The organism is Pseudomonas sp. 8AS, from assembly GCF_902506505.1.
Taxonomy (GTDB): domain Bacteria; phylum Pseudomonadota; class Gammaproteobacteria; order Pseudomonadales; family Pseudomonadaceae; genus Aquipseudomonas.
The window spans coordinates 2307108-2330330 of the sequence record NZ_LR733406.1; the positions used below are offsets into that span (position 1 = coordinate 2307108).

A 23223-nucleotide genomic window follows, 5' to 3' on the forward strand; every position below is an offset into this window, starting at 1 on the left:
GGTTCAAGGGTCTCCCGTCCGTTTACGGCCAAATGGCCGCCGTAGAGCTGAAATCATGAAGACAACCATCGAATTGCCTCTCCTGCCCCTGCGCGATGTTGTGGTCTATCCACACATGGTCATCCCGCTGTTCGTGGGGCGCGAGAAGTCCATTGAAGCCCTCGAGGCGGCAATGACCGGCGACAAGCAGATCCTCCTGCTGGCGCAACGTAATCCGGCGGATGACGATCCGGGTGAAGAGGCCCTGTACCGCGTGGGTACCGTGGCGACCGTTCTGCAGTTGCTGAAGCTGCCGGATGGCACGGTCAAGGTGCTGGTCGAGGGCGAGCAGCGTGGCCGCATCGAGCGCTTCATCGAGGTGGACGGCCATTGCCGCGCCGATGTGCAGCTGATCGACGAGACGGAAGTCGCCGAGCGCGAGGCGGAAGTCTTTGCTCGCAGCCTGCTCAGTCAGTTCGAGCAGTACGTGCAGCTGGGCAAGAAGGTCCCGGCCGAAGTGCTGTCCTCGCTGAACAGCATCGATGAGCCCGCTCGCCTGGTCGACACCATGGCCGCGCACATGGTGCTGAAGATCGAGCAGAAGCAGGAAATCCTCGAAATCACCGAGCTACCGGCCCGTGTCGAGCACGTGCTGGCGCTGCTGGATGCGGAAATCGACCTGCTGCAGGTCGAGAAGCGCATCCGCGGTCGGGTCAAGAAGCAGATGGAGCGCAGCCAGCGCGAGTACTACCTGAATGAGCAGATGAAGGCCATTCAGAAGGAGCTGGGCGACATCGACGAAGGCCACAACGAGATCGATGAGCTGAAGAAACGCATCGACAACGCCGGCCTGACCAAGGAGGCGCTGACCAAGGCCAATGCCGAGCTGAACAAGCTCAAGCAGATGTCGCCGATGTCGGCCGAAGCCACCGTGGTGCGTTCCTATATCGACTGGCTGGTGAACGTGCCGTGGAAGGCCGAGAGCAAGGTGCGCCTGGACCTGGCCAAGGCCGAAGACATCCTCGACGCCGACCACTATGGCCTGGACGAGGTCAAGGAACGCATCCTCGAGTATCTCGCCGTGCAGAAGCGGGTGAAGAAGCTCAAGGGACCGGTGCTGTGCCTGGTTGGCCCGCCCGGGGTGGGCAAGACCTCGCTGGCCGAATCCATCGCTCGCGCGACCAATCGCAAGTTCGTGCGCATGGCCTTGGGTGGCGTGCGTGACGAGGCCGAGATTCGCGGGCATCGGCGGACCTACATCGGTTCCATGCCGGGCCGACTGATCCAGAAGATGACCAAGGTTGCCGTGCGCAACCCGCTGTTCCTGCTCGACGAGATCGACAAGATGGGCCAGGACATGCGCGGCGACCCGGCCTCGGCGCTGCTGGAAGTGCTCGATCCGGAACAGAACCACAACTTCAACGACCATTACCTGGAGGTCGATTACGACCTGTCGGATGTGATGTTCATCTGTACCGCCAACTCCATGAATATTCCCGGCCCGCTGCTGGACCGCATGGAGGTGATTCGTCTGCCCGGTTACACCGAGGACGAGAAGATCAATATCGCGGTCAAGTACCTGGCGCCCAAGCAGATCGAGGCCAATGGCCTGAAGAAGGGCGAGATCGAGTTCGAGCCCGACGCGATCCGCGACATCATCCGCTACTACACCCGCGAAGCCGGGGTGCGCAGCCTGGAGCGGCAGATCGCCAAGGTGTGCCGCAAGGCGGTGAAGGAACATGCCAAGGAAAAGCGTTTCAGCGTGTTGGTGACCGCCGATCTGCTGGAGCACTTCCTCGGCGTGCGGCGTTACCGCTACGGCCTGGCCGAGCAGCAGGACCAGATCGGTCAGGTGACCGGCCTGGCCTGGACCCAGGTTGGTGGCGAGCTGCTGACCATCGAGACCGCCGTGGTGCCGGGCAAGGGCCAGCTGATCAAGACCGGTTCGCTCGGCGACGTGATGGCCGAGTCGATGACGGCGGCGCTCACCGTGGTGCGCAGCCGGGCCAAGAGCCTGGGTATTGCGCCGGATTTCCACGAGAAGCGCGACGTGCACATCCACATGCCGGAAGGCGCCACGCCCAAGGATGGCCCGAGCGCCGGTATCGGCCTGTGCACGGCACTGGTTTCGGCCCTGACGCAGATTCCGGTGCGTGCCGATGTGGCCATGACCGGCGAGATCACCCTGCGCGGTCAGGTACTGGCAATTGGCGGCTTGAAGGAAAAACTCCTGGCCGCACACCGTGGTGGAATCAAGACCGTTATCATCCCGGAAGAGAATGTGCGTGATCTGAAGGAAATTCCGGAGAATATTAAGCAAGACCTGACCATTAAGCCGGTTAAATGGATTGACGAGGTCCTGCAAATTGCGCTGCAATACGCCCCGGAGCCCTTGCCCGATGCGGCTCCCGAGATGGTTGCAAAGGATGACAAGCGCGAGTCTGATTCCAAGGAGCGAATCAGCACGCATTAGCCGCAGGGCTTCCTTGACACATTTTTCGAGCCCTTGTTATAAAGCGGCTCTCATGTGTCAGCCAGGCCCTTCAGCACCCGCTTTGCTTACACTAAACAATTAAGAAACAACTCAACAGAAATAAGGGGACTTAGATTGAACAAGTCGGAACTGATCGATGCCATCGCCGCATCTGCTGATATCCCGAAAGCTGTTGCTGGCCGCGCGCTGGACGCAGTGATCGAATCCGTCACTGGCGCCCTGAAGGCTGGTGATTCCGTGGTGCTGGTTGGCTTCGGTACTTTCGCTGTCAAAGAGCGTGCTGCCCGCACTGGCCGCAACCCGCAGACCGGCAAGCCGATCAGCATCGCCGCTGCCAAGATCCCAGGTTTCAAAGCTGGTAAAGCCCTGAAAGACGCCGTCAACTAAGCGTCTCTCTGGCCTTGCCCTTCCAGGTCGGGCTGGCCCCGACCTGGTCGGAGCGGCGGTTCAGACGAGCCAAAGCCGCTCCATCAGTTACCGAGAAGGCGCATCCTAGGATGCGCCTTTCTTTTATCCGGATTTCACCCACGCTGCATGGCTGCTTGTTCAGCGCAGCCGTTTCGGGGGATGCATGCTGCAGAATATCAGGGACAATTCACAGGGGTGGATTGCCAAGACCATCGTCGGCGTCATCGTCGCGCTGATGGCTCTCACCGGATTCGACGCCATCGTCAACTCCGCGAGTAACAGTAAGAATGCTGCCGACGTCAACGGCGAGAAGATCAGTCAGGACGCCCTCGGCAGTGCCGTCGACATGCAACGCCGCCAGTACATCCAGCAGTTCGGCAAGGACTTCGATGTGTCCATGCTGGACGACAAGGTGCTGCGCGAGTCGGCGCTCAACGCTCTGATCGACCGCAACCTGTTGCTGCAAGGCAGCAAGGATGCCGGCCTGGCCTTCTCCCAGGCGGCCATCGATCAGCTGATTCTGAGCATGCCGCTGTTCCAGGTGGATGGTAAGTACAACCAGGACCGCTTCCTGCAGATCATCCGGCAGGAGGGGTACACCCCGATGCAGTTCCGCCAGCGTCTGGAGCAGGATGTCCTGATCAGCCAGCTTCAGGCCGGTCTGGCCGGCAGCAGCTTCCTCACCGATGCTGAGCTGGATGCCTTCATCCGTCTGGACAAGCAGACCCGTGACTTCGCCACTCTGACCCTGCACGCCGACGCCAAGGCGGTACAGCTCAAGGACGAGGAGCTGAAGGCCTACTACGATGGCCATGCCGACCAGTTCATGAGCCCCGAGCAGGTGGTGCTGGACTACGTCGAGCTGAAGAAGAGCGCCTTCTTCGATCGCGTGGAGGTCAAGGATGATGAACTGCAGGAACAGTACCAGAAGGAAATCGCCGGTCTGGCCGAACAGCGCCAGGCCGCGCACATCCTGCTCGAGGTCAACGACAAGCTGAGCGACGAGCAGGCCAAGGCCAAGCTCGAAGACGTGCGCAAGCGCCTGCAGCAGGGTGAGGACTTTGCCGCACTGGCCAAGGAACTGTCCCAGGATCTGGGTTCGGCAGCCAATGGCGGCGATCTGGGCTATGCCGGCCCGGGCGTCTACGACCCGGCCTTCGAAGAGGCGCTGTATGCGCTCAAACAAGGCGAAGTCTCCGCACCGGTGCGCAGTGAGTTCGGCTGGCACCTGATCAAGCTGCTGGGCGTGCAAGCGGCCGATGTGCCGAGCTTCGACAGCCTGAAAGACAAGCTGGTCGCCGATCTCAAGGCGCCGCGTGTCGAGCAGCTGTTCGTCGAGGCCTCCAAGGCCCTCGAAGACGCCGCCTACGAGGCTGCCGATCTGGCCCAGCCGGCCCAGGAGCAGGGGCTCGAGGTGAAAACCACCGCCGCTTTCGGGCGCGAGGGTGGCAGCGAAGGCGTGGCCGCCAACCGTCAGGTGATCCAGGCGGCATTCAGCGAGGATCTGCTGGAGGCTTCGGCCAACAGCGGGGCCATCGAGCTGGACCCGGATACCGTGGTGGTGGTGCGGGTCAAGGAGCACAAGAAGTCGCAACTGCTGTCGTTCGAGCAGGTTGCCGCCAGCATCCGTGAAAGCCTGACCCTGCAGCGTGCCAACGAGGCGGTCAAGGCCAAGGGCGAGGCTCTGCTGGCCAGTCTGCGCGAAGGCAAGACCCCGGTCGAGCAGGCCGAGCAGGGCCAGGGCTGGAAAGTCATCGAGGCGGCGACGCGCAACCAGGAAGGCGTCGATCCGGTTCTGCTGCAGGCACTGTTCCGCATGCCCAAGCCGGCCGACAGCGGCGCACCGACCTTCACCGGTGTCAGCCTGAGCAATGGCGACTATGTGCTGCTGCGCCTGAATGGCGTCGGCCAGCCGCAGGCCGAGCTGAGCGCGGAAGAGAAGACCATGTACCGCCGCGCCCTGGCTTCGCGCCAGGGGCAGCAGGACTTCAATGCCTACCGTGCCGAGCTGAAGGAACAGGCTGACATCGAGCGTTACTGATCGATTGGGTCTGCCCCGCGGGGCGGATCGCCAGCCACAAAAAAGGCCGCATGCTGCGGCCTTTTTTGTGGGTGAAGATTGAGTCGGGCTCAGTCTTCGATGTTACCCATGGCGGTGGTGTTGAAGCCGCCGTCGACATACATGATCTCGCCGCTGATGCCCGAGGCCAGGTCGGAGCAGAGGAAGGCGCCGGCGTTGCCGACTTCCTCGATGGTCACGTTGCGACGCAGCGGGGTCTGCTTCTCGTTGGCGGCGAGCATCTTGCGGAAGCTCTTGATGCCGCTTGCTGCCAGGGTGCGGATCGGGCCGGCGGAGATGCAGTTGACGCGGGTGCCTTCCGGGCCGAGACTGCCGGCCAGGTAGCGCACGCCGGCTTCCAGGCTGGCCTTGGCCATGCCCATCACGTTGTAGTTGGGCATGGTGCGTTCGGCGCCCAGGTAGGACAGGGTCAGCAGGCTGCCGTTGCGGCCCTTCATCAGCTCGCGGCCGGCCTTGGCCAGGGCGACGAAGCTGTAGGCGCTGATGTCGTGGGCGATCTTGAAGCCTTCGCGGGTGGTGACTTCGGTGAAGTCGCCATCCAGCTGGTCGCCCGGGGCGAAGCCCACCGAGTGGACGATGCAGTCCAGGCCGTCCCATTTCTTGGCCAGCTCGGCGAAGACCGTGGCGATTTCCTCGTCATTGGCCACGTCGCAGGGGAAGCACAGTTCGGGGCCCGAGCCCCAGCCGGCGGCGAATTCCTCGACGCGGCCTTTCAGCTTTTCGTTCTGGTAGGTGAAGGCGAGCTCGGCGCCCTCGCGATGCATGGCGGCGGCGATGCCCGAGGCAATCGACAGTTTGCTGGCCACGCCAACGATCAGTACGCGCTTACCGGCGAGAAAACCCATGTGCTTTGTTCCTCTTCTGATTAATCGGCCTTGCCGGGAGCCATGAAGGCGGCTTCCAGCAACTGCCGGGTATAGGTGTGCTGCGGGGCGGCGAAGATCGTGTCGGCCAGGCCTTGTTCCACCACCTTGCCCTGTTTGACCACCATCAGCTGGTGGCTCAGGGCCCTGACCACCGCCAGGTCGTGGCTGATGAACAGGTAGGTCAGGTTGTACTTGGCCTGCAACGAGCGCAACAACTCCACCACTTGGCGCTGCACCGTACGGTCGAGCGCCGAGGTGGGCTCGTCCAACAGAATCAGCGCCGGTTTCAGCACCAGTGCCCGGGCAATGGCAATCCGCTGCCGTTGCCCGCCGGAAAACTCGTGGGGGTAGCGATGCCGGGTTTCCGGATCCAGACCTACTTCCACGAGCGCGTCGATGACCGCCTGTTCCTGCTCCGCCGGCGTCCCCATGCGGTGGATATCCAGGCCTTCGCCAACGATCTGCCCGACCGACATACGGGGGCTGAGGCTGCCGAAGGGGTCCTGGAACACCACCTGCATCTGCCGCCGCAATGGCCTTACGGCCTGCTGCGACAACCCGTCCAGCGCCTGGCCCTGGAAGCGGATGGCGCCCTGGCTGCCGAGCAGCCGCAGGATCGCCAGGCCGAGGGTGGACTTGCCGGAACCGCTTTCACCGACTATGCCCAGGGTCTGGCCCTGGGGCAGGCTGAAATTGATACCGTCCACCGCCTTCACATGGTCGACCGTACGGCGCAGCAGCCCTTTCTTGATCGGGAACCACACCCGCAGGTCGTCCACTTCCAACAACGGCGGCCCGGCAGGGTTGGCTGCCGGCCCGCCGCTGGGCTCGGCGCCGAGCAATTCCTGGGTATAGGGATGCTGCGGCGCATGGAACAATTCGTCACACGACGCCTGTTCGACGATGCGACCGCGCTGCATGACACATACCCGGTGAGCGATTCGTCGCACCAGGTTGAGATCGTGGCTGATCAGCAGCAGCGACATGCCCAGGCGCGCCTGCAGATCCTTGAGCAGTTCGAGGATCTTCAGCTGCACGGTGACGTCCAGCGCGGTGGTCGGCTCGTCGGCGATCAGCAGCTCCGGCTCGTTGGCCAGGGCCATGGCGATCACCACGCGCTGGCGCTGGCCGCCGGATAGTTCATGGGGGTAGGCGCGCAGACGCTTGTGCGGTTCGGGGATGCCGACCAGTTCGAGCAGCTCCAGGGTGCGCGCGGTGGCGGCCTTGCCGGAGAGGCCCTTGTGCAGGGCGAGGACTTCGTTGATCTGCTTGCCGATGGTGTGCAGCGGGTTGAGCGAGGTCATCGGCTCCTGGAACACCATGGCGATGCGGTTGCCGCGGATGCCGCGCAGCTTGGCCTCACCGAGGCGCAGCAGGTCCTGCTCGCCATAGTGGATGCTGCCGCTCGGGTGGCGGGCGAGCGGGTAGGGCAGCAGGCGCAGGATCGAGTGGGCGGTGACCGACTTGCCCGAGCCGCTTTCGCCGACCAGGGCCAGGGTCTCGCCGCGCCTGATGTCGAAGCTGACGCCTTCGACCACGCGCTGGACGAGGCTGCCGGTGACGAACTCGACGGCCAGGTCGCGGACTTCGATCAGGTTGTTCGCGTCGGTCATCTCATTTCCTCGGGTCGAAGGCATCGCGCGCGGCTTCGCCGATGAACACCAGCAGGCTGAGCATCAGCGCCAGCACGGCGAAGGCGCTGATGCCCAGCCAGGGCGCCTGCAGGTTGGACTTGCCCTGGGCCACCAGCTCGCCCAGCGACGGCGCGCCGGGCGGCAGGCCGAAGCCGAGGAAGTCCAGGGCGGTCAGGGTGCCGATCGCGCCGGTGAGGATGAACGGCATGAAGGTCATGGTCGAGACCATGGCGTTGGGCAGGATATGGCGGAACATGATGGCGCCGTTCTGCATGCCCAGGGCGCGCGCGGCGCGCACGTACTCCAGGTTGCGCCCGCGGAGGAACTCGGCGCGCACCACGTCGACCAGGCTCATCCAGGAAAACAGCAGCATGATGCCCAGCAGCCACCAGAAGTTGGGCTGCACGAAGCTGGCCAGGATGATCAGCAGGTAGAGCACCGGCAGGCCCGACCAGATTTCCAGGAAGCGCTGGCCGACCAGGTCGACCCAGCCGCCATAGAAGCCCTGCAGGGCGCCGGCCAGCACGCCGATCAGCGAGCTGAGCAGGGTCAGCACCAGGGCGAACAGCACCGACACGCGGAAGCCGTAGATCACCCGTGCCAGCACGTCGCGGCCCTGGTCGTCGGTGCCCAGCCAGTTCTGCGCCGAGGGTGGCGCGGGCGCCGGCACCTGCAGTTCGTAGTTGATGCTGGAGTAGTCGAAGGGGATCGGCGGCCAGAGCATCCAGCCGTCCTTCGCGGCGATCAGCTCGCGGATGTAGGGGCTCTTGTAGTTGGCCTGCAGGGGGAATTCGCCGCCGAAGGTGGTTTCCGGGTAGCGCTTGAGCACCGGGAAGAACCACTGGCCGTCATAGCGCACGGCCAGCGGCTTGTCGTTGGCGATCAGCTCGGCGCCCAGGCTGAGGATGAACAGGCCGAGGAACAGCCACAGCGACCACCAGCCGCGCTTGTTGCTTTTGAACCGGGCGAAGCGCCGTTGGTTGAGCGGGGAGAGTTTCATCTCAATGCTCCCGGCTTTCGAAGTCGATGCGCGGATCGACCAGGGTGTAGGTGATGTCGCCGATGAGTTTCACGACCAGTCCCAGCAAGGTGAAGATGAACAGGGTGCCGAACACCACCGGATAGTCGCGGTTGATCGCCGCCTCGAAGCTCATCAGGCCCAGGCCGTCGAGGGAGAAGATCACTTCGATCAGCAGGGAGCCGGTGAAGAAAATGCCGATGAAGGCCGAGGGGAAGCCGGCGATGATGATCAGCATGGCGTTACGGAACACGTGGCCGTAGAGCACGCTGGTGTTGCTCAGGCCCTTGGCGCGGGCGGTAACCACGTACTGCTTGCCGATCTCGTCGAGGAAGCTGTTCTTGGTCAGTAGGGTCAGGGTGGCGAAGTTGCCGATCACCAGGGCCGTCACCGGCAGCGCCAGGTGCCAGAAGTAGTCGAGCAGCTTGCCGCCCAGGCTCAGCTCGTCGAAGTTGCCCGAGGTCAGCCCGCGCAGGGGGAACCAGTCCCAGTAACTGCCGCCGGCGAACAGCACAATCAGCAGGATGGCGAAGAGGAACGCCGGGATGGCGTAGCCGATGATGATCGCGGTACTGGTCCATACGTCGAAGGCGCTGCCGTGGCGGGTGGCCTTGGCGATGCCGAGGGGGATCGACACCAGGTACATGATCAGGGTGCTCCACAGCCCCAGGGAGATCGACACCGGCATCTTCTCCAGCACCAGGTCGATCACGCTGGCGTCGCGGAAGAAGCTCTCGCCGAAGTCCAGCTGGGCGTAGTTCTTCAGCATCAGCCAGAAGCGCTCGGGGGCCGACTTGTCGAAGCCGTACATCTTCTCGATTTCTTCGATCAGCTTGGGGTCCAGGCCCTGGGCGCCGCGGTAGGTGGAGCCGGCCACGGAGACTTCGCCGCCACCGCCGGAGATGCGCCCGGTGGCGCCGCCGGCGGCGGCATCGAAGCCCTCCAGCTTGGCGATCATCTGTTCCACCGGCCCGCCGGGAGCGGCCTGGACGATGAGGAAGTTGATCAGCAGGATGCCGAACAGGGTCGGGATGATCAGCAGCAGGCGGCGCAGGATGTAGGCGAGCATTCAGCGAACTTCCTCGGCCGGCGCAGTGGCGCTGGGTTCTGTGGCGCCGACCGGGTGCTCTTCCCACCAGGTCATCAGGCCGTAGTCGTACAGCGGGGTCACCGCCGGGCGGCCGAAGCGCTTCCAGTAGGCTACGCGCCAGGTGTCGACGTAGTAGTTGGGCACCACGTAGTGGCCCCACAGCAGTACGCGGTCGAGGGCGCGCGCATGGTTGATCAGTGCCTGGCGCGAGTCGGCGCGGATCAGGCCTTCTACCAGTTGGTCGATGGCCGGGTCGCGCAGGCCGATCAGGTTGCTGCTGCCGGGGTTGTCGGCGCTGCTGGAGTGCCAGAAGTCCAGCTGCTCGTTGCCCGGCGAGCTGGATTGCGGCCAGATCGCCGAGGTCATGTCGAAGTCGCGCGAGCGCAGGCGGTTGATGAACTGCGAGGTATCGACCCGGCGGATCTGCAGGTCGATACCCAGTTCGGCCAGGTTGCGCTTGAACGGCAGGATCACCCGCTCCAGGTTGGCCTGGTAGTTGAGGAACTCGAAGGCCAGTTGCTTGCCCTGGGCATCGATCATCTTGTCGTCTTCGATGCGGTAGCCGGCCTCGGTGAGCAGCTGGTAGGCGCGCCGGCTCTGCTCGCGGATGATACCGCTGGCATCGCTGACCGGCGGCTTGAACTCGGTGGTGAAGACCTCCGGCGGCACTTTTCCGCGCAGCGGTTCGAGCAGCTTCAGTTCCTCGCTGTCCGGCAGGCCGCGGGCGGCCATTTCCGAGTTCTCGAAGTAGCTGTGGGTGCGCTTGTAGGCGTTGTGGAACAGCTGTTTGCTGGCCCACTCGAAGTCAAACAGCAGGGCGATCGCCTCGCGCACCCGGCGATCCTGGAAGATCGGCCGGCGGGTGTTGAACACGTAACCCTGCATGCCCACCGGGTTGTGGTTGGGAATTGCCTGCTGGACGAACTTGCCGGCGCGCAGGGCCGGGGAGTCGTAACCGGTGGTCCAGTCCTTGGCCGAGTACTCGAGGTTGACGTCGAACTGCCCGGCCTTGAAGGCCTCCAGCGCTACCGAGGTGTCGCGGTAGTAGTCCATGTCGATGCGCGCGAAGTTGTACAGGCCGCGCGCCACCGGCAGGTCTTTGGCCCACCAGTCCGGGTTGCGTTCGAAGCGGATCGAACTGCCCGGGGCGATCTTGCTGATGTGGTAGGGGCCGCTGCCCAGCGGCGCCTCCAGGCTGGTTTCGGCGAAGTCGCGCTTGGCCGGCAGCAGCTTGAGCTGGGCCAGGCTGTCGAGCACGGCCTGGGCGGGCTGGCGTGGGAAGCTCAGCTGCAGGCTGGACTCGTCGAGGGCCTTGAGCTGTTCGGCCGGCGGTAGCTCGGGATTGCCGGCGGCCAGTTGCTCATAGTTGCGGCGGATGCTGTCGAGCGGCAGGGCCTGGGTGCCATCCAGCGCCTTGATCAGCAGCTTGCCGTCCGCCTGCGCGGTGAGGCTGGCCAGCTGGTCGAGGCGCTGGGCGCTGTTGGCCTGGCTGGCGTCCAGTTCGTTCCACCAGTGCTGGGGCAGGATTTCCAGCTGGCCGAGGATCAGCGGCAGCTCGCGGTTGCCCGTGTGCTTGAAGTCGAAGCGCACGCGGTGCGGGTCTTCGGCCACCACCTGGGCCACGTCGGCGTAATAGTGGCGGTACTGCGGGTGGCCGTGCTTGACCAGGGCATTGAAGGTGAACACCACGTCCGCGGCGGTGACCGGCACGCCGTCGCGGAAGCGCGCCTTGGGGTTCAGGTAGAAGCGCACGAAGCTGTTGTCCGGCGCTTTCTCGATCTTCTCGGCGAGCAGGCCGTATTCGGTGAAGGGTTCGTCCAGCGAGCGGTAGGTCAGGCTGTCGTAGAGCAGGCCGATGCGGTCGGCGACGTTGCCCTTGGGGATGAACGGGTTGAGGCTGTCGAAGCCGCCCAGGCCGGGCAGGCGCAGGGTGCCGCCCTTGGGGGCGTCCGGGTTGACGTAGGCGAAGTGCTGGAAGCCGGCCGGGTACTTGGCCGGCTCGCCATACAGGGTCAGCGCGTGCTGCGGGGCCGCCTGGGCCAGGCCAGCGTACAGCAGCAGGCCGGCAGCTAGGGTGCGCAGGGGATTCGTCATCGAGCAGTCTCCGTGGGCTTCAGCCACCAGGCCCGCAGCCCGAGGGTATAGGGCGGGGTGGTGACGAAGGCGAACCGGTTGCGGTACGCCAGGCGGTGATGATTGATGTACCAGTTGGGAATGCTGTAGTGCTGCCAGAGCAGGATGCGGTCGATGGCGCGGCTGGCGGCGACCTGCTCGTCGCGGCTCTGCGCGGCCAGCAGCTTTTCCAGCAGGCTGTCGATCACCGGGTGGGCGACGCCGGCGTAGTTCTTGCCGCCCTTGACGTCGACCTGGCTGGAGTGGAAGTACTGCCATTGTTCCAGGCCGGGGCTGAGGCTCTGCGGCAGGGTCATCAGGATCATGTCGTAGTCGAAGTGGTCGAGGCGCTGCTTGTACTGGGCGCGATCGACGGTACGCAGGCTGGCCTGGATGCCGATGCTGGCGAGGTTCTCGGTGTAGGGCTGGAGAATGCGCTCCAGGTTCGGGTTGACCAGCAGGATCTCGAAACGCAGCGGCTGGCCCTTGGCGTTGACCAGGGTTTGCCCGGAAGGTTTCCAGCCGGCTTCGGCGAGCAGGCCGAGCGCCTTGCGCAGGGTTTCCCGTGGCACGCCGGCGCCATCGGTACGGGGCAGGGCGAAGGCTTCGCCGAACAGGCGCGCCGGCAGCTGCTTGCGGTAGGGCGAGAGCAGCAGCCACTCGGCGCCTTCCGGCTTGCCGCTGGCGGCGAACTCGCTGTTCGGGTAGTAGCTGCTGGTGCGCTGGTAGGCGCTGTTGAACAGGGCGCGGTTGGTCCACTCGAAGTCGAACATCAGGCCCAGGGCCTCGCGCACCTTGCGCTCGGCGAAGGTGGCGCGGCGGCTGTTCATGAACAGCGCCTGGGTCTGGGTGGGAATCTGGTGCGGGATCTCGGCGCGGATCACCTCGCCGCGGGCGATGGCGGGGAAGCGGTAGCCGTTGGCCCAGTTCTTCGCCTGGTGCTCGATGTAGAAGTCGAATTCGTCGGCCTTGAAGGCCTCGAAGGCGACGTTGCTGTCGCGGTAGAACTCCACCTCGACGCGGTCGAAGTTGTACTTGCCGCGGTTGACCGGCAGCTTCTCGCCCCACCAGTCCTTGACCCGCTCGAATACCAGGCCTCGGCCCGGATTGATCCGGCTGATGCGGTAGGGGCCGCTGCCCAGTGGCGCCTCGAAGCTGGTGGCCTTGAAGTCGCGACCCTTCCAGTAGTGCTGGGCCAGCACCGGCAGTTCGCCCAGGCGCAGGATCAGCAGCGGGTTGCCGGCTCGCTTGAAGACGAAGCGGATGCGATGGCGGTTGAGGATGTCGACGCGCTTCACTTCCTGCAGGTTGGTGCGGTACTGCGGGTGGCCGTCCTTGATCAGCAGGCGGTAGGAGTAGGCCACGTCGTAGGCGGTGATCGGCTGGCCATCGTGGAAGCGGGCTTCCTCGCGCAGGTTGAACACCACCCAGCTGCGGTCCTCGCTGTACTCCACGCTCTTGGCGATCAGGCCGTAGCTGGAGGCCGGTTCGTCGCCCGAAGGGTCGTATTGTCCGGTGCCGGCCATCAGGGTTTCGTTCAGCTCGCTGACCCCGTACTGCAGGAAGTTGGGTGCGGCGGAGGGGCTGCTGCCCTTGAAGCTGTAGGCGTTCAGCGTGTCGAACGTGCCGTAGGCCATCACCCGCAGGGTGCCGCCCTTGGGCGCGTCGGGGTTCACCCAGTCAAAGTGAGTGAAGCTGGCGGGGTATTTGAGGGTGCCGAATTGGGCATAGCCATGGCTTTCGCTGATGCTTGCGAAGGCGGGAAAGCTCATGGCCAGGCCAAGTATCAGCAGGAACAGGGGACGCATCGGGCGCAAGATCCAGTCCATGGCGGCTTTTGGGCTTCTGGTTCGGTACAGTAACAGCTTGTATCCGCAGGAAAAAGAGTGCCTTTTGCGCTACGGATGCGGTCAATTTGATTACACTGAAACAAATTGAAATGGGGGCGGCATCTTGGCGGAACGCAGTGTGGGTTTGCAGGCATGGATAGACCGTTTGAATCAGGCCGAATTACCCGCTTTAGCTGCGGTCGTGCAGGATTTGCACCGACTTTCCCAGGCCGACAGGGCCTCGGTGCAGCAATTGGCCGATGTGCTGCTGCGCGACGCGTCGCTCACCGCCAAGGTGCTGCGGGTCGGTAACAGCGTCTATTACAACCCGTCCCAGGAAACCATTCGCACCATTTCGCGGGCCATCGTGCTGATCGGCTTCGATAATGTGCGGCTGATCGGCATGTCGGTCAGCCTGATCGACAGCCTGCTCACCAAGGTGCCGCGTGAGCAGCTGCAGATGCTCCTGGCGCGCTCGTTCCACGCCGCGGTGCAGGCGCGCAACATCGCCGGCTATGTGCTGACCAAGCATCAGGAGGAGGTGTTCATCGCTGCCCTGCTGAACCAGGTCGGCGAGTTGGCATTCTGGGGTTGCGGCGGGGAGCAGGCCGACGAGCTGGCCGATGCCTTGGAGCAGCCCGGCGTGGTCGAGGAGGAGGCGGTGCGCCAGGTGCTCGGCACCAGCTTCCGCCAGTTGACCATGGGCCTGGTGAAAAGCTGGAACCTCGGTGAGATCGCCAGCCTGGCGCATGGCAGCAACCCGGCCGATCCGGCGGTGCGCGCGGTCAACCTCGGCGTGCGCATCAGCGAGGCGGCGCTGGAGGGTTGGGATTCGCCGGCGATGGAGGTGCTGGTCAAGCAGCTCGCCGAATTCACCGGGATCAGCAGCGAGGATGCGCTGAAGCAGATCCTGGAAAGCGCCGAGGAAACGGTCAAGGTGGCCGCCACCTTCGGTGCCAGCAAGCTGTGCAGCCTGATCCCCAATACCGACCCCGAGCAGATCAAGCTGCAGCAGCAGGAACGCAAGGCGCGCCTGTTGCAGCCCGACCTGCTGGTGCTGCAGCAGGCCCTGCAGGACCTGGGCATGCTGGCCAGCCAGAAGGGCGATGTCGGCCTGATCCTCGATACCCTGCTCAAGGGGCTGCACGATGGTGCCGGGCTGGAGCGGGTGATGCTGGCGGTGCTGGCCGATGGGCAGACGCGCTTCCGGGCCAAGCGGGTGGTGGGGGATGGCACGCAGAGCTGGCTGAATGATTTCCAGCTGCCGGCCAGCCAGGCGGAGCAGCCGCACCTGTTCAGCTACGTGCTGCGCAATCGCGAGGCGCTGTGGATGGGGGTGCCGGCCAGCTACAACCTGAACGAACTGGTGACCCTGCCCATGCGTCAGCTGCTGGGACAGGGAATGTTCTTCATCGCCCCGGTGCTGGCCGGTACCCGCGAGATCGGTGTGCTTTACGCCGACTGCCGCTTATCCGGGCGGGCCCTTAAACACGAGCAGTTTGTCGCCTTCCAGCGCTTCACCCAGCTGACCGGGCGCTGCCTGGATGCCCTGAGCAAGCGCTGAGAACCTGCCTACGATCTGCTGCGCGTCGGCCATGCTGCGTTAGAAACAGGCTCGGAATGCTCATTTACCATTCGTAAACTGCGCTTCCTCGCCTGTTTCTGCCTTGCTTGGCTCTAGCTCGCGAGATCGTAGACAGGTTCTGAGGGGGCTCAGTTGAGGTAGAGCGTCAGGGTCTGTCCGGGCTTCAGCGACTGGCTGTTGCTGCGCGGGTTCCAGCGCTGCAGGCTTTTCATGTCGACCTTGAAGCGCTGGGCGATCAGGTACAGCGAGTCGCCGCTCTTGACCCGGTAGTAGGTGACCGCCGAGCGCTCGCCGGCCGCCTTGCTGGCCGTCGGCTTGGCCGCGGCCACCGAGTTGCCGGTGCCACCGCTGGCGCCGCCATGGATCAGCAGTTGCTGGCCGAGGCTGAGCTTGCTGCGGCTGTTGAGCTTGTTCCAGCGTTGCAGGTCCTGCAGCGAGACCTGATGGGCATTGGCGATCTGCCACAGGGTGTCGCCGCTCTTCACCTTGTAGCGCTTCGGCCCGGCGGCAGGGGCGGCCTTGGCGGTCTGCTGGTGCAGCGGCTGGTCCGGCTCGCGCTCGCCGGCGGCGGGAATGCTGAGCACCTGGCCGACCCGCAGGTTGTTGCTGGTCAGGTTGTTGACCTCCTTCAGGGTGTTGACCGTTAGGTGGTAACGATTGGCGATGCTGTGCAGGTTGTCGCTCGGGCGCACCCGGTATTGCTGCCAGTTCACCAGCTGCTGGGGCTTCATCAGGGCCAGGTTGGCGCTGAGCATCTCGGCCTTTTCGGTCGGCACCAGCAGGTGCTGCGGGCCGTCCATGGTGATGCGTTTCTTGAAGGCCGGGTTGAGGTTGTACAGCTCGTCCTCGTCGATCTCGGCCATCTGCGCCACCCGCGACAGGTCGAGGCGCTGGCGGATCGCCACCTGCTCGAAGTAGGGCTCGTTGGCGATCGGGCTGAGGCGGACGCCGTAGGCCTCCGGCGACATGACGATCTGCGACAGGGCCAGCAGCTTGGGCACGTAATCCTGGGTTTCCTTGGGCAGCGGCAGGTTCCAGTAGTCGGTCGGCAGGCCGAGCTTCTGGTTGCGCTCGATGGCCCGGCTGACCGTGCCTTCGCCGGCGTTGTAGGCGGCCAGGGCCAGCAGCCAGTCGCCGTTGAACATGTCGTGCAGGCGGCTCAGGTAGTTCAGCGCCGCATCCGTGGAGGCGGTGATGTCGCGGCGGCCGTCGTACCAGCTGGTCTGGCGCAGGTTGAAGTGGCGGCCGGTGGAGGGGATGAACTGCCAGAGGCCGACCGCATGGCTGCGCGAATAGGCGAAGGGGTTGTAGGAGCTTTCGATGGCCGGCAGCAGGGCCAGTTCCATCGGCATCTTGCGCTCTTCCAGGCGCTCGACCACATAGTGGATATAGAGGCTGCCGCGCTCGCTGGCGTTTTCCAGGAAGGACGGGTTGCTGACGAACCACAGGCGCTTGTTCTCGATGCGCGGGTTGACGCCGATATCGCCCTGCAGCTCGAAACCGTCGCGCATGCGTTCCCAGATATCGCGCGGTGGCTCGTCCTGCTCGACCTCGTTGAGCCACTCCGGCTCCCGTTGCAGGCCGACCGCGCGATTGGTGTCGCGGTCGTCTTCGTCCGGGCCGTTGCCGATGCTTTGGCAACCGCTCAGGACCACACACAGCATCACCGCCAGAGCCCTTGCGCGTCGTGCCAATGCAGCTGATTCAAGGGATCTGGGGAGTAATGGAGGCATTGGTCGCTAGGATCGTCCGGCGCAAAAGTTCGGGCGATTCTAGGAACGCCTCAGGGGGTGGTCAAGTTTTCACCAGTCCGCTGATCGTTTTTTAATCAATTCGAAAGCCGTCCTTCCAGGTGCGCAGGCAGGCGAACAGCTCGTCCGGCGAGCGTTGCCGGGCGCCGTCCCGCTCGTCGATTATTTCTTTAACGGATGTTTCCCCGCAGCGCAGGAAGGGGTTGGTGGCCTTCTCCAGCGCCAGGCTGGAAGGCAGGCTGCTGCGTCCCTGGGCACGCCAGGCGCTGACTTGCGCGAAACGTGCGGCGATGGCCGGGTTGTGCGGCTCCACGGCGCGGGCGAAGTGCAGGTTGCTCAGGGTGTATTCGTGGGTGCAGTAGACCAGGGTCGCGTCCGGCAGGCCGGCCAGCCTGTTCAGCGAGGCGTGCATCTGCGCCGGGCTGCCTTCGAACAGCCGCCCGCAGCCGGCGGCGAACAGGGTGTCGCCGCAGAACAGCCAGGGCTGGTCGGGCGCGGCGTGGTAGTAGGCGATATGGCCGAGGGTGTGGCCGGGTACTTCGTAAACGACGAACTCGCGGTCGAGCACGCGGATACGATCGCCTTCGGCCAGGGCCACGTCGCGCTCCGGGATGCGCTCCTGCGCCGGGCCGTACACGCGGGCGCCGGTGGCGGCCTTGAGTTGGGCGATGCCGCCGACGTGATCGGCATGGTGATGGGTGACCAGGATGTCGCTGAGCTGCCAGCCCGGGTGGGCGGCGAGCCAGGCCAGCACCGGGGCGGCGTCGCCCGGATCGACCACGGCGCAGCGTTGCCGGGCGTGGTCCTGCAGGAGCCACAGGTAGTTGTCGCTGAAGGCGGGCAGGGCGTCGATCTGAAACATTTTTCGGGGTCGCCAATCGGGGGGCAATGGCGCATCTTAAGCGGCAAAGCCCCGCTTGTGTCACTGGAGGTGCCCGATGCGCGAGCAACCCTTTGCCCAGGCCGATACGGACTGGCTGAACCTGACCCAGGCCGCCCGCGAGTGGCTGGCCTCGCCCCTCGGCGAGCTGCTGCTGGAAGAGGAGCGCCGCGCGCTGGACGAAGAGCTGACGCGCTATTTCGGTGGCTACCTGGTGCATTACGGCCCGGCGGCGGCGCAGCCGGCCAGGGCGCCGCAGATCCGCTGCAACGTGCGCCTGGGGGCACCGCTGGCCGGCGTGGATATCGCCTGCGAGGAGCAGGCCTGGCCGCTCGGTGAGCATGCCGCCGATGTGGTGGTGCTGCAGCACGGCCTGGACTTCTGCCTGTCGCCCCACGGCCTGCTGCGCGAGGCGGCGCACAGCGTGCGCCCGGGCGGCCACCTGCTGGTGGTCGGGGTCAACCCCTGGAGCGCCTGGGGCCTGCGCCATTACTTCGCCCGCGACGGTTTCCGCCAGGCTCGCTGCATCTCGCCGGCGCGCATGAGCGACTGGCTCAGTCTGCTCGGCTTCGCGCTGGAGAAACGCCGCTTCGGGTGCTATCGTCCGCCGCTTGTCTCCACGGCCTGGCAATCGCGCCTGGCCCGGCTGGAGACCTGGGGCGGCGCCTGGCAGATGCCGGGGGCGGGCTTCTATCTGTTGGTAGCGCGCAAGCTGGTGGTCGGCTTGCGACCGCTGCGACCCGTGCAACGGGCCACCATGGGCAAGTTGCTGCCAATGCCGGTGGCCAAAGTCAGCCGCCGCGATTCCGAGCAATAGATTAATAAGTAGTCAATGAGCGAAGACATAGTCGAGATCTACACCGATGGCGCCTGCAAGGGCAATCCCGGCCCTGGCGGCTGGGGCGCGCTGTTGGTCTTCAAGGGTGCCGAAAAGGAACTCTGGGGCGGCGAGCCCAACACCACCAACAACCGCATGGAGCTGATGGCAGCGATCTGCGCGCTGATCGCGCTGACCCGTCCCTGTGCCGTGCGCCTGGTCACCGACTCGCAGTACGTGATGAAGGGTATCCAGGAGTGGATGCCGAACTGGAAGAAGCGTGGCTGGAAGACGGCCAGCAAGGAGCCGGTGAAGAATGCCGACCTGTGGCAGGCGCTGGACGAGCAGGTCAGTCGCCACCGGGTCGAGTGGCGCTGGGTGCGTGGGCATACCGGCCATCCCGGCAACGAGAAGGCTGACCAGTTGGCCAACCGCGGCGTCGACGAAGTGAGGGCAATGAAAAATGCGTAGCGTGGTACTCGATACCGAAACCACCGGCATGCCGGTGACTGATGGCCACCGCATCATCGAGATCGGTTGCGTCGAGCTGATGGGCCGGCGTCTGACCGGGCGCCACTACCACGTCTATCTCAACCCGGATCGCGAGATTGACGAGGGCGCCATCGCCGTACACGGCATCACCAACGAGTTCGTCGCCGACAAGCCGCGTTTCAGGGAAGTGGCCGACGAGTTCTATGAGTTCATCCACGGCGCCCAGCTGATCATCCACAACGCGGCGTTCGACGTCGGCTTCATCAACAACGAGTTCGCCCTGCTCGGGCAGAGCGAGCGCGCCGAGGTCAGCGACTACTGCGGCATCCTCGACACCCTGCTGATGGCCCGCGAGCGCCATCCGGGCCAGCGCAACAACCTCGATGCCCTGTGCAAGCGCTATGGCGTCGACAACTCCGGTCGCGACCTGCACGGCGCCCTGCTCGACGCCGAGATCCTGGCCGACGTCTATCTGACCATGACCGGCGGCCAGACCCACCTGTCGCTGGCCGGCGAGGGTGGCGACGGCAGCGGCCGGCAGCTGCCCAGCCCGATCATGCGTCTGGATGCCAGCCGGGCGCCAACCCGCATCATCCGCGCCAGCGAGGCCGAACTGGCCGCCCATGCCGCGCGCCTGGCAGTGATCGAGAAATCCGCCGGCGCGCCCTCGCTGTGGGCGCAGCTGGAAGCGCAGAAAGAAAGCTAAAGGTTGCCTAAGCGACCTTTTCTTACAGCTTGCCGCACAGGGGGTTCCGCCCGTCCGGGCGAACTCCTAATCTGAGGGGGACTGGCCGCTGCCGGCCCCTCAGGAAATCATAATGTACAAAGACCTGAAATTTCCCGTCCTCATCGTTCACCGCGACATCAAGGCCGACACCGTCGCCGGCGAGCGCGTCCGTGCCATTGCCGAAGAGCTGGGCAAGGACGGCTTCACCATCCTCTCCACCGCCAGCTCCGCCGAGGGGCGCATCGTCGCCTCCACCCATCATGGCCTGGCCTGCATCCTGGTCGCCGCCGAAGGCGCGGGGGAGAACCAGCATCTGCTGCAGGACATGGTCGAGCTGATCCGCATCGCTAGGGTGCGCGCGCCGCAGCTGCCGATCTTCGCCATGGGCGAGCAGGTGACCATCGAGAACGCGCCGGCCGAGGCCATGGCCGACCTCAACCACCTGCGCGGCATCCTCTATTTGTACGAAGACACCGTGTCCTTCCTCGCCCGCCAGGTGGCGCGCGCGGCGCACAACTACCTCGACGGCCTGCTGCCGCCATTCTTCAAGGCGCTGGTGCAGCACACCGAGCAGTCCAACTACTCCTGGCACACGCCCGGCCACGGCGGCGGTGTAGCCTACCGCAAGAGCCCGGTGGGGCAGGCCTTCCACCAGTTCTTCGGCGAGAACACCCTGCGTTCCGACCTCTCGGTGTCGGTACCGGAGCTGGGCTCGCTGCTCGACCACACCGGCCCGCTGGCCGAGGCTGAGGCCCGCGCCGCGCGCAACTTCGGCGCCGACCACACCTTCTTCGTGATCAACGGCACCTCGACGGCGAACAAGATCGTCTGGCACTCGATGGTCGGTCGCGACGACCTGGTGCTGGTCGACCGCAACTGCCACAAGTCGATCCTCCATTCGATCATCATGACCGGCGCCATCCCGCTGTACCTGTGCCCGGAGCGCAACGAGCAGGGCATCATCGGGCCGATCCCGCTCTCCGAGTTCAGCAAGGAATCGATCCAGGCCAAGATCGATGCCAGCCCGCTGGCCCGTGGCCGTGCGCCCAAGGTCAAGCTGGCGGTGGTGACCAACTCCACCTACGACGGCCTGTGCTACAACGCCGAGCTGATCAAGCGCACCCTGGCCGACAGCGTCGAGGTGCTGCATTTCGACGAGGCCTGGTACGCCTACGCGGCGTTCCACGAGTTCTATGCCGGGCGCTACGGCATGGGCACCGAGTGTGGCGAGAAGACCCCGCTGGTGTTCACCACTCACTCCACCCACAAGCTGCTGGCGGCCTTCAGCCAGGCCTCGATGATCCATGTGCAGGACGGCGGCGCGCGCGCGCTTGACCGCGAACGCTTCAACGAAGCCTTCATGATGCACATCTCCACCTCGCCGCAGTACGGCATCATCGCCTCGCTGGACGTGGCCTCGGCGATGATGGAAGGCCCGGCCGGGCGCTCGCTGATCCAGGAAACCTTCGACGAGGCGCTGAGCTTCCGTCGCGCCCTGGCCAACCTGCGGCAGAACTTCAAGGCCGATGACTGGTGGTTCAGCATCTGGCAGCCGCCGCAGGCCGAGAGCGCGCAGACCGGCGACTGGCTGTTGCAGCCGAGCGCGGCCTGGCATGGTTTCGGCGAGATCGCCGAGGACTACGTGCTGCTCGACCCGATCAAGGTCACCCTGGTGATGCCGGGGCTGTCCGCCGAGGGTGTGCTGGCCGAGTCGGGGATTCCCGCCGCAGTGGTCAGCAAGTTCCTCTGGGAGCGCGGCCTGGTGGTGGAGAAGACCGGCCTGTATTCCTTCCTGGTGCTGTTCTCCATGGGCATCACCAAGGGCAAGTGGAGCACCCTGCTCACCGAACTGCTGGAGTTCAAGCGCCTGTACGACGCCAACGTGGCGCTGGTCGATGCGCTGCCCTCGCTCGCCCGCGAGCAGGCGGCACGCTACGCCGGCATGGGCCTGCGCGACCTGTGCGAGCAGCTGCATGCCTGCTACCGGGAGAACGCCACGGCCAAGGCGCTCAAGCGCATGTACACGGTGCTGCCGCAGGTGGCGATCAAGCCGGCCGACGCCTACAACCAACTGGTGCGCGGCGAGGTCGAAGCGGTGCCGATCGAGCAGCTGGAAGGGCGTATCGCCGCGGTGATGCTGGTGCCCTATCCGCCGGGCATTCCGCTGATCATGCCGGGCGAGCGCTTCACCGCCGAGACCCGCTCGATCATCGACTACCTGCAGTTCGCCCGGGCCTTCGACCAGCAGTTCCCCGGCTTCGATGCCGATGTGCACGGCCTGCAGAAGCGGGAAGACGGGCAATATGCGCTGGATTGCCTGAAGCTCTGAGCAGTCAGCCGCACAGCGGCTGCCCTCCCTCCCCACAAGCGCCCCGGTCCGGGGCGCTTTGCCTTGCGCCCGCCGGGGCGCTGCGCGCCAGGGCCTGAAAAGCCCGCTTGGCACACCTGGCTTTGCTGCCAAGCTCCAGCCAGATCAAATGCTTAACGAGAACAGGCAGAAATCCCTTGAGCTTTGGGAGCGTGGCCTCCATCACAGTGGCCAGCATCGACATTTATGGCACGCTTGTTATAGTTGGGCGGTTCGATCCATAACAATATTTTCTATGCGTGCCTGTGTGCGCCATGCTTTCGAGGATGTCTGGGTGTCCGACTACAAAGCCTTTCGTGTCGATTTGAGCGACAAGATCGCCCACGTACAGATCAATCGCCCGGAGAAGGTCAACGCGATGAACGCGGACTTCTGGAGCGAGATCGTCGAAATCTTCCAGTGGATCGACGACACCGACGAGGCCCGCGTGGTGGTGCTGTCCGGCGCCGGCAAACACTTCTCCTCGGGCATCGACCTGATGCTGCTGGCCCAGGCCGGCAGCCAGATGGGCAAGGATATCGGGCGTAACGCCGAGGCCCTGCGCCGTACCATTCTGCGTTTGCAAGCCTCCTTCAATGCCGTCGACCATTGCCGCAAGCCGGTGCTGGCGGCGATCCAGGGTTACTGCCTGGGCGGCGCCATCGATCTGGTCAGCGCCTGCGACATGCGCTATTCGACGCACGACGCGCAGTTCTCGATCAAGGAAGTGGACATGGGCATGGCCGCCGACGTCGGCACCCTGCAGCGCCTGCCGCGCATCATCGGTGACGGCATGATGCGCGAGCTGGCCTACACCGGGCGCACCATCGACGGCGCCGAGGCGCTGCGCATCGGCCTGGTCAACCGCACCTACGCGACCCAGGAAGAGCTGCTCGCCGGGGTGTTCGGCATTGCCCGCGAGATCGCCGAGAAATCGCCGATCGCCATCCGCGGCAGCAAGCACATGATTCGCTACATGCGCGATCACCGCGTCGACGACGGCCTGGAGTACGTGGCCAACTGGAATGCCGCGATGCTGCAATCTGCCGACCTGCGCGTGGCCATGGCCGCGCACATGAGCAAGCAGAAAGCGGAATTTGCCGACTGATGCAGT

General features: G+C 64.9%; 17 protein-coding genes. 9 read left to right on the top strand and 8 right to left on the bottom strand.

Features of this window, described 5'->3' with window-relative positions:
* Positions 1 to 55: 55 nt before the first annotated feature.
* From lon to GV001_RS10810, 3 genes are all read left to right on the top strand, one after another.
* The gene (gene lon, locus GV001_RS10800; RefSeq protein ID WP_160079643.1) at positions 56 to 2452 is read left to right on the top strand and encodes an endopeptidase La; all 2397 of its coding nucleotides are present in this window, start codon (positions 56 to 58) and stop codon (positions 2450 to 2452) included.
* A gap of 135 nt (positions 2453 to 2587) precedes the next feature.
* Positions 2588 to 2860 (top strand): nucleoid-associated protein HU-beta, encoded by a 273-nt coding sequence (hupB, locus tag GV001_RS10805; protein ID WP_003239952.1) that lies wholly within the window; start codon positions 2588 to 2590, stop codon positions 2858 to 2860.
* Positions 2861 to 3044: 184 nt separating this feature from the next.
* Entirely contained in the window at positions 3045 to 4922 is a 1878-nt protein-coding gene (locus GV001_RS10810) for a SurA N-terminal domain-containing protein (RefSeq protein ID WP_160079645.1), read from the top strand.
* Positions 4923 to 5011: 89 nt separating this feature from the next.
* On the opposite strand, the gene fabI is transcribed toward GV001_RS10810, so the two are convergent.
* From fabI to GV001_RS10845, 6 genes are read right to left on the bottom strand one after another with little or no spacing between them, the layout of a single operon-like run.
* Entirely contained in the window at positions 5012 to 5806 is a 795-nt protein-coding gene (gene fabI, locus GV001_RS10815; RefSeq protein ID WP_160079647.1) for an enoyl-ACP reductase FabI, read from the bottom strand.
* Between the two features lie 20 nt (positions 5807 to 5826).
* Positions 5827 to 7440: an ABC transporter ATP-binding protein gene (locus GV001_RS10820; protein WP_160079649.1), complete on the bottom strand. Its 1614-nt coding sequence runs from the start codon at positions 7438 to 7440 to the stop codon at positions 5827 to 5829.
* Position 7441: 1 nt separating this feature from the next.
* A complete protein-coding gene (locus tag GV001_RS10825; RefSeq protein WP_160079651.1) occupies positions 7442 to 8461 on the bottom strand; it encodes an ABC transporter permease in 1020 nt (339 codons plus the stop codon).
* Position 8462: 1 nt separating this feature from the next.
* The gene (locus tag GV001_RS10830; RefSeq protein WP_160079653.1) at positions 8463 to 9548 is read right to left on the bottom strand and encodes a microcin C ABC transporter permease YejB; all 1086 of its coding nucleotides are present in this window, start codon (positions 9546 to 9548) and stop codon (positions 8463 to 8465) included.
* The gene (locus GV001_RS20140) at positions 9549 to 11663 is read right to left on the bottom strand and encodes an extracellular solute-binding protein (RefSeq protein ID WP_256664898.1); all 2115 of its coding nucleotides are present in this window, start codon (positions 11661 to 11663) and stop codon (positions 9549 to 9551) included.
* On the bottom strand, positions 11660 to 13489 hold the full coding sequence (locus tag GV001_RS10845; RefSeq protein ID WP_160083294.1) for an extracellular solute-binding protein: 1830 nt from the start codon (positions 13487 to 13489) through the stop codon (positions 11660 to 11662). The genes GV001_RS20140 and GV001_RS10845 overlap by 4 nt, the downstream gene beginning before the upstream one ends.
* Positions 13490 to 13634: 145 nt before the next feature.
* Between GV001_RS10845 and GV001_RS10850 the strand changes: the two genes are divergently transcribed.
* Complete coding sequence (locus tag GV001_RS10850; protein ID WP_160079655.1) at positions 13635 to 15074, top strand: HDOD domain-containing protein; 1440 nt, start codon at positions 13635 to 13637, stop codon at positions 15072 to 15074.
* 149 nt (positions 15075 to 15223) lie between these two features.
* Here the strand turns inward: GV001_RS10850 and GV001_RS10855 are convergent, their stop codons facing one another.
* Both GV001_RS10855 and gloB read right to left on the bottom strand, forming a co-directional pair.
* The gene (locus GV001_RS10855) at positions 15224 to 16828 is read right to left on the bottom strand and encodes a LysM peptidoglycan-binding domain-containing protein (protein WP_160079657.1); all 1605 of its coding nucleotides are present in this window, start codon (positions 16826 to 16828) and stop codon (positions 15224 to 15226) included.
* Between the two features lie 91 nt (positions 16829 to 16919).
* A complete protein-coding gene (gene gloB, locus GV001_RS10860) occupies positions 16920 to 17708 on the bottom strand; it encodes a hydroxyacylglutathione hydrolase (protein WP_160079659.1) in 789 nt (262 codons plus the stop codon).
* Positions 17709 to 17784: 76 nt separating this feature from the next.
* Between gloB and GV001_RS10865 the strand changes: the two genes are divergently transcribed.
* The 5 genes from GV001_RS10865 (at position 17785) to GV001_RS10885 (ending at position 23217) form a co-directional block, all read left to right on the top strand.
* Positions 17785 to 18543 (top strand): class I SAM-dependent methyltransferase, encoded by a 759-nt coding sequence (locus GV001_RS10865; protein ID WP_160079661.1) that lies wholly within the window; start codon positions 17785 to 17787, stop codon positions 18541 to 18543.
* 15 nt (positions 18544 to 18558) lie between these two features.
* Positions 18559 to 19014: a ribonuclease HI gene (gene rnhA, locus GV001_RS10870; protein ID WP_160079663.1), complete on the top strand. Its 456-nt coding sequence runs from the start codon at positions 18559 to 18561 to the stop codon at positions 19012 to 19014.
* Complete coding sequence (gene dnaQ, locus GV001_RS10875; protein WP_160079665.1) at positions 19007 to 19741, top strand: DNA polymerase III subunit epsilon; 735 nt, start codon at positions 19007 to 19009, stop codon at positions 19739 to 19741. Before rnhA ends, dnaQ begins: the two co-directional genes overlap by 8 nt.
* A gap of 112 nt (positions 19742 to 19853) precedes the next feature.
* Positions 19854 to 22091 (top strand): Orn/Lys/Arg decarboxylase N-terminal domain-containing protein, encoded by a 2238-nt coding sequence (locus GV001_RS10880; RefSeq protein WP_160079667.1) that lies wholly within the window; start codon positions 19854 to 19856, stop codon positions 22089 to 22091.
* Between the two features lie 313 nt (positions 22092 to 22404).
* Positions 22405 to 23217 carry a crotonase/enoyl-CoA hydratase family protein gene (locus GV001_RS10885; protein WP_160079669.1) on the top strand — a complete coding sequence of 271 codons (813 nt, stop codon included), beginning with the start codon at positions 22405 to 22407 and terminating at the stop codon, positions 23215 to 23217.
* Positions 23218 to 23223: the final 6 nt, after the last annotated feature.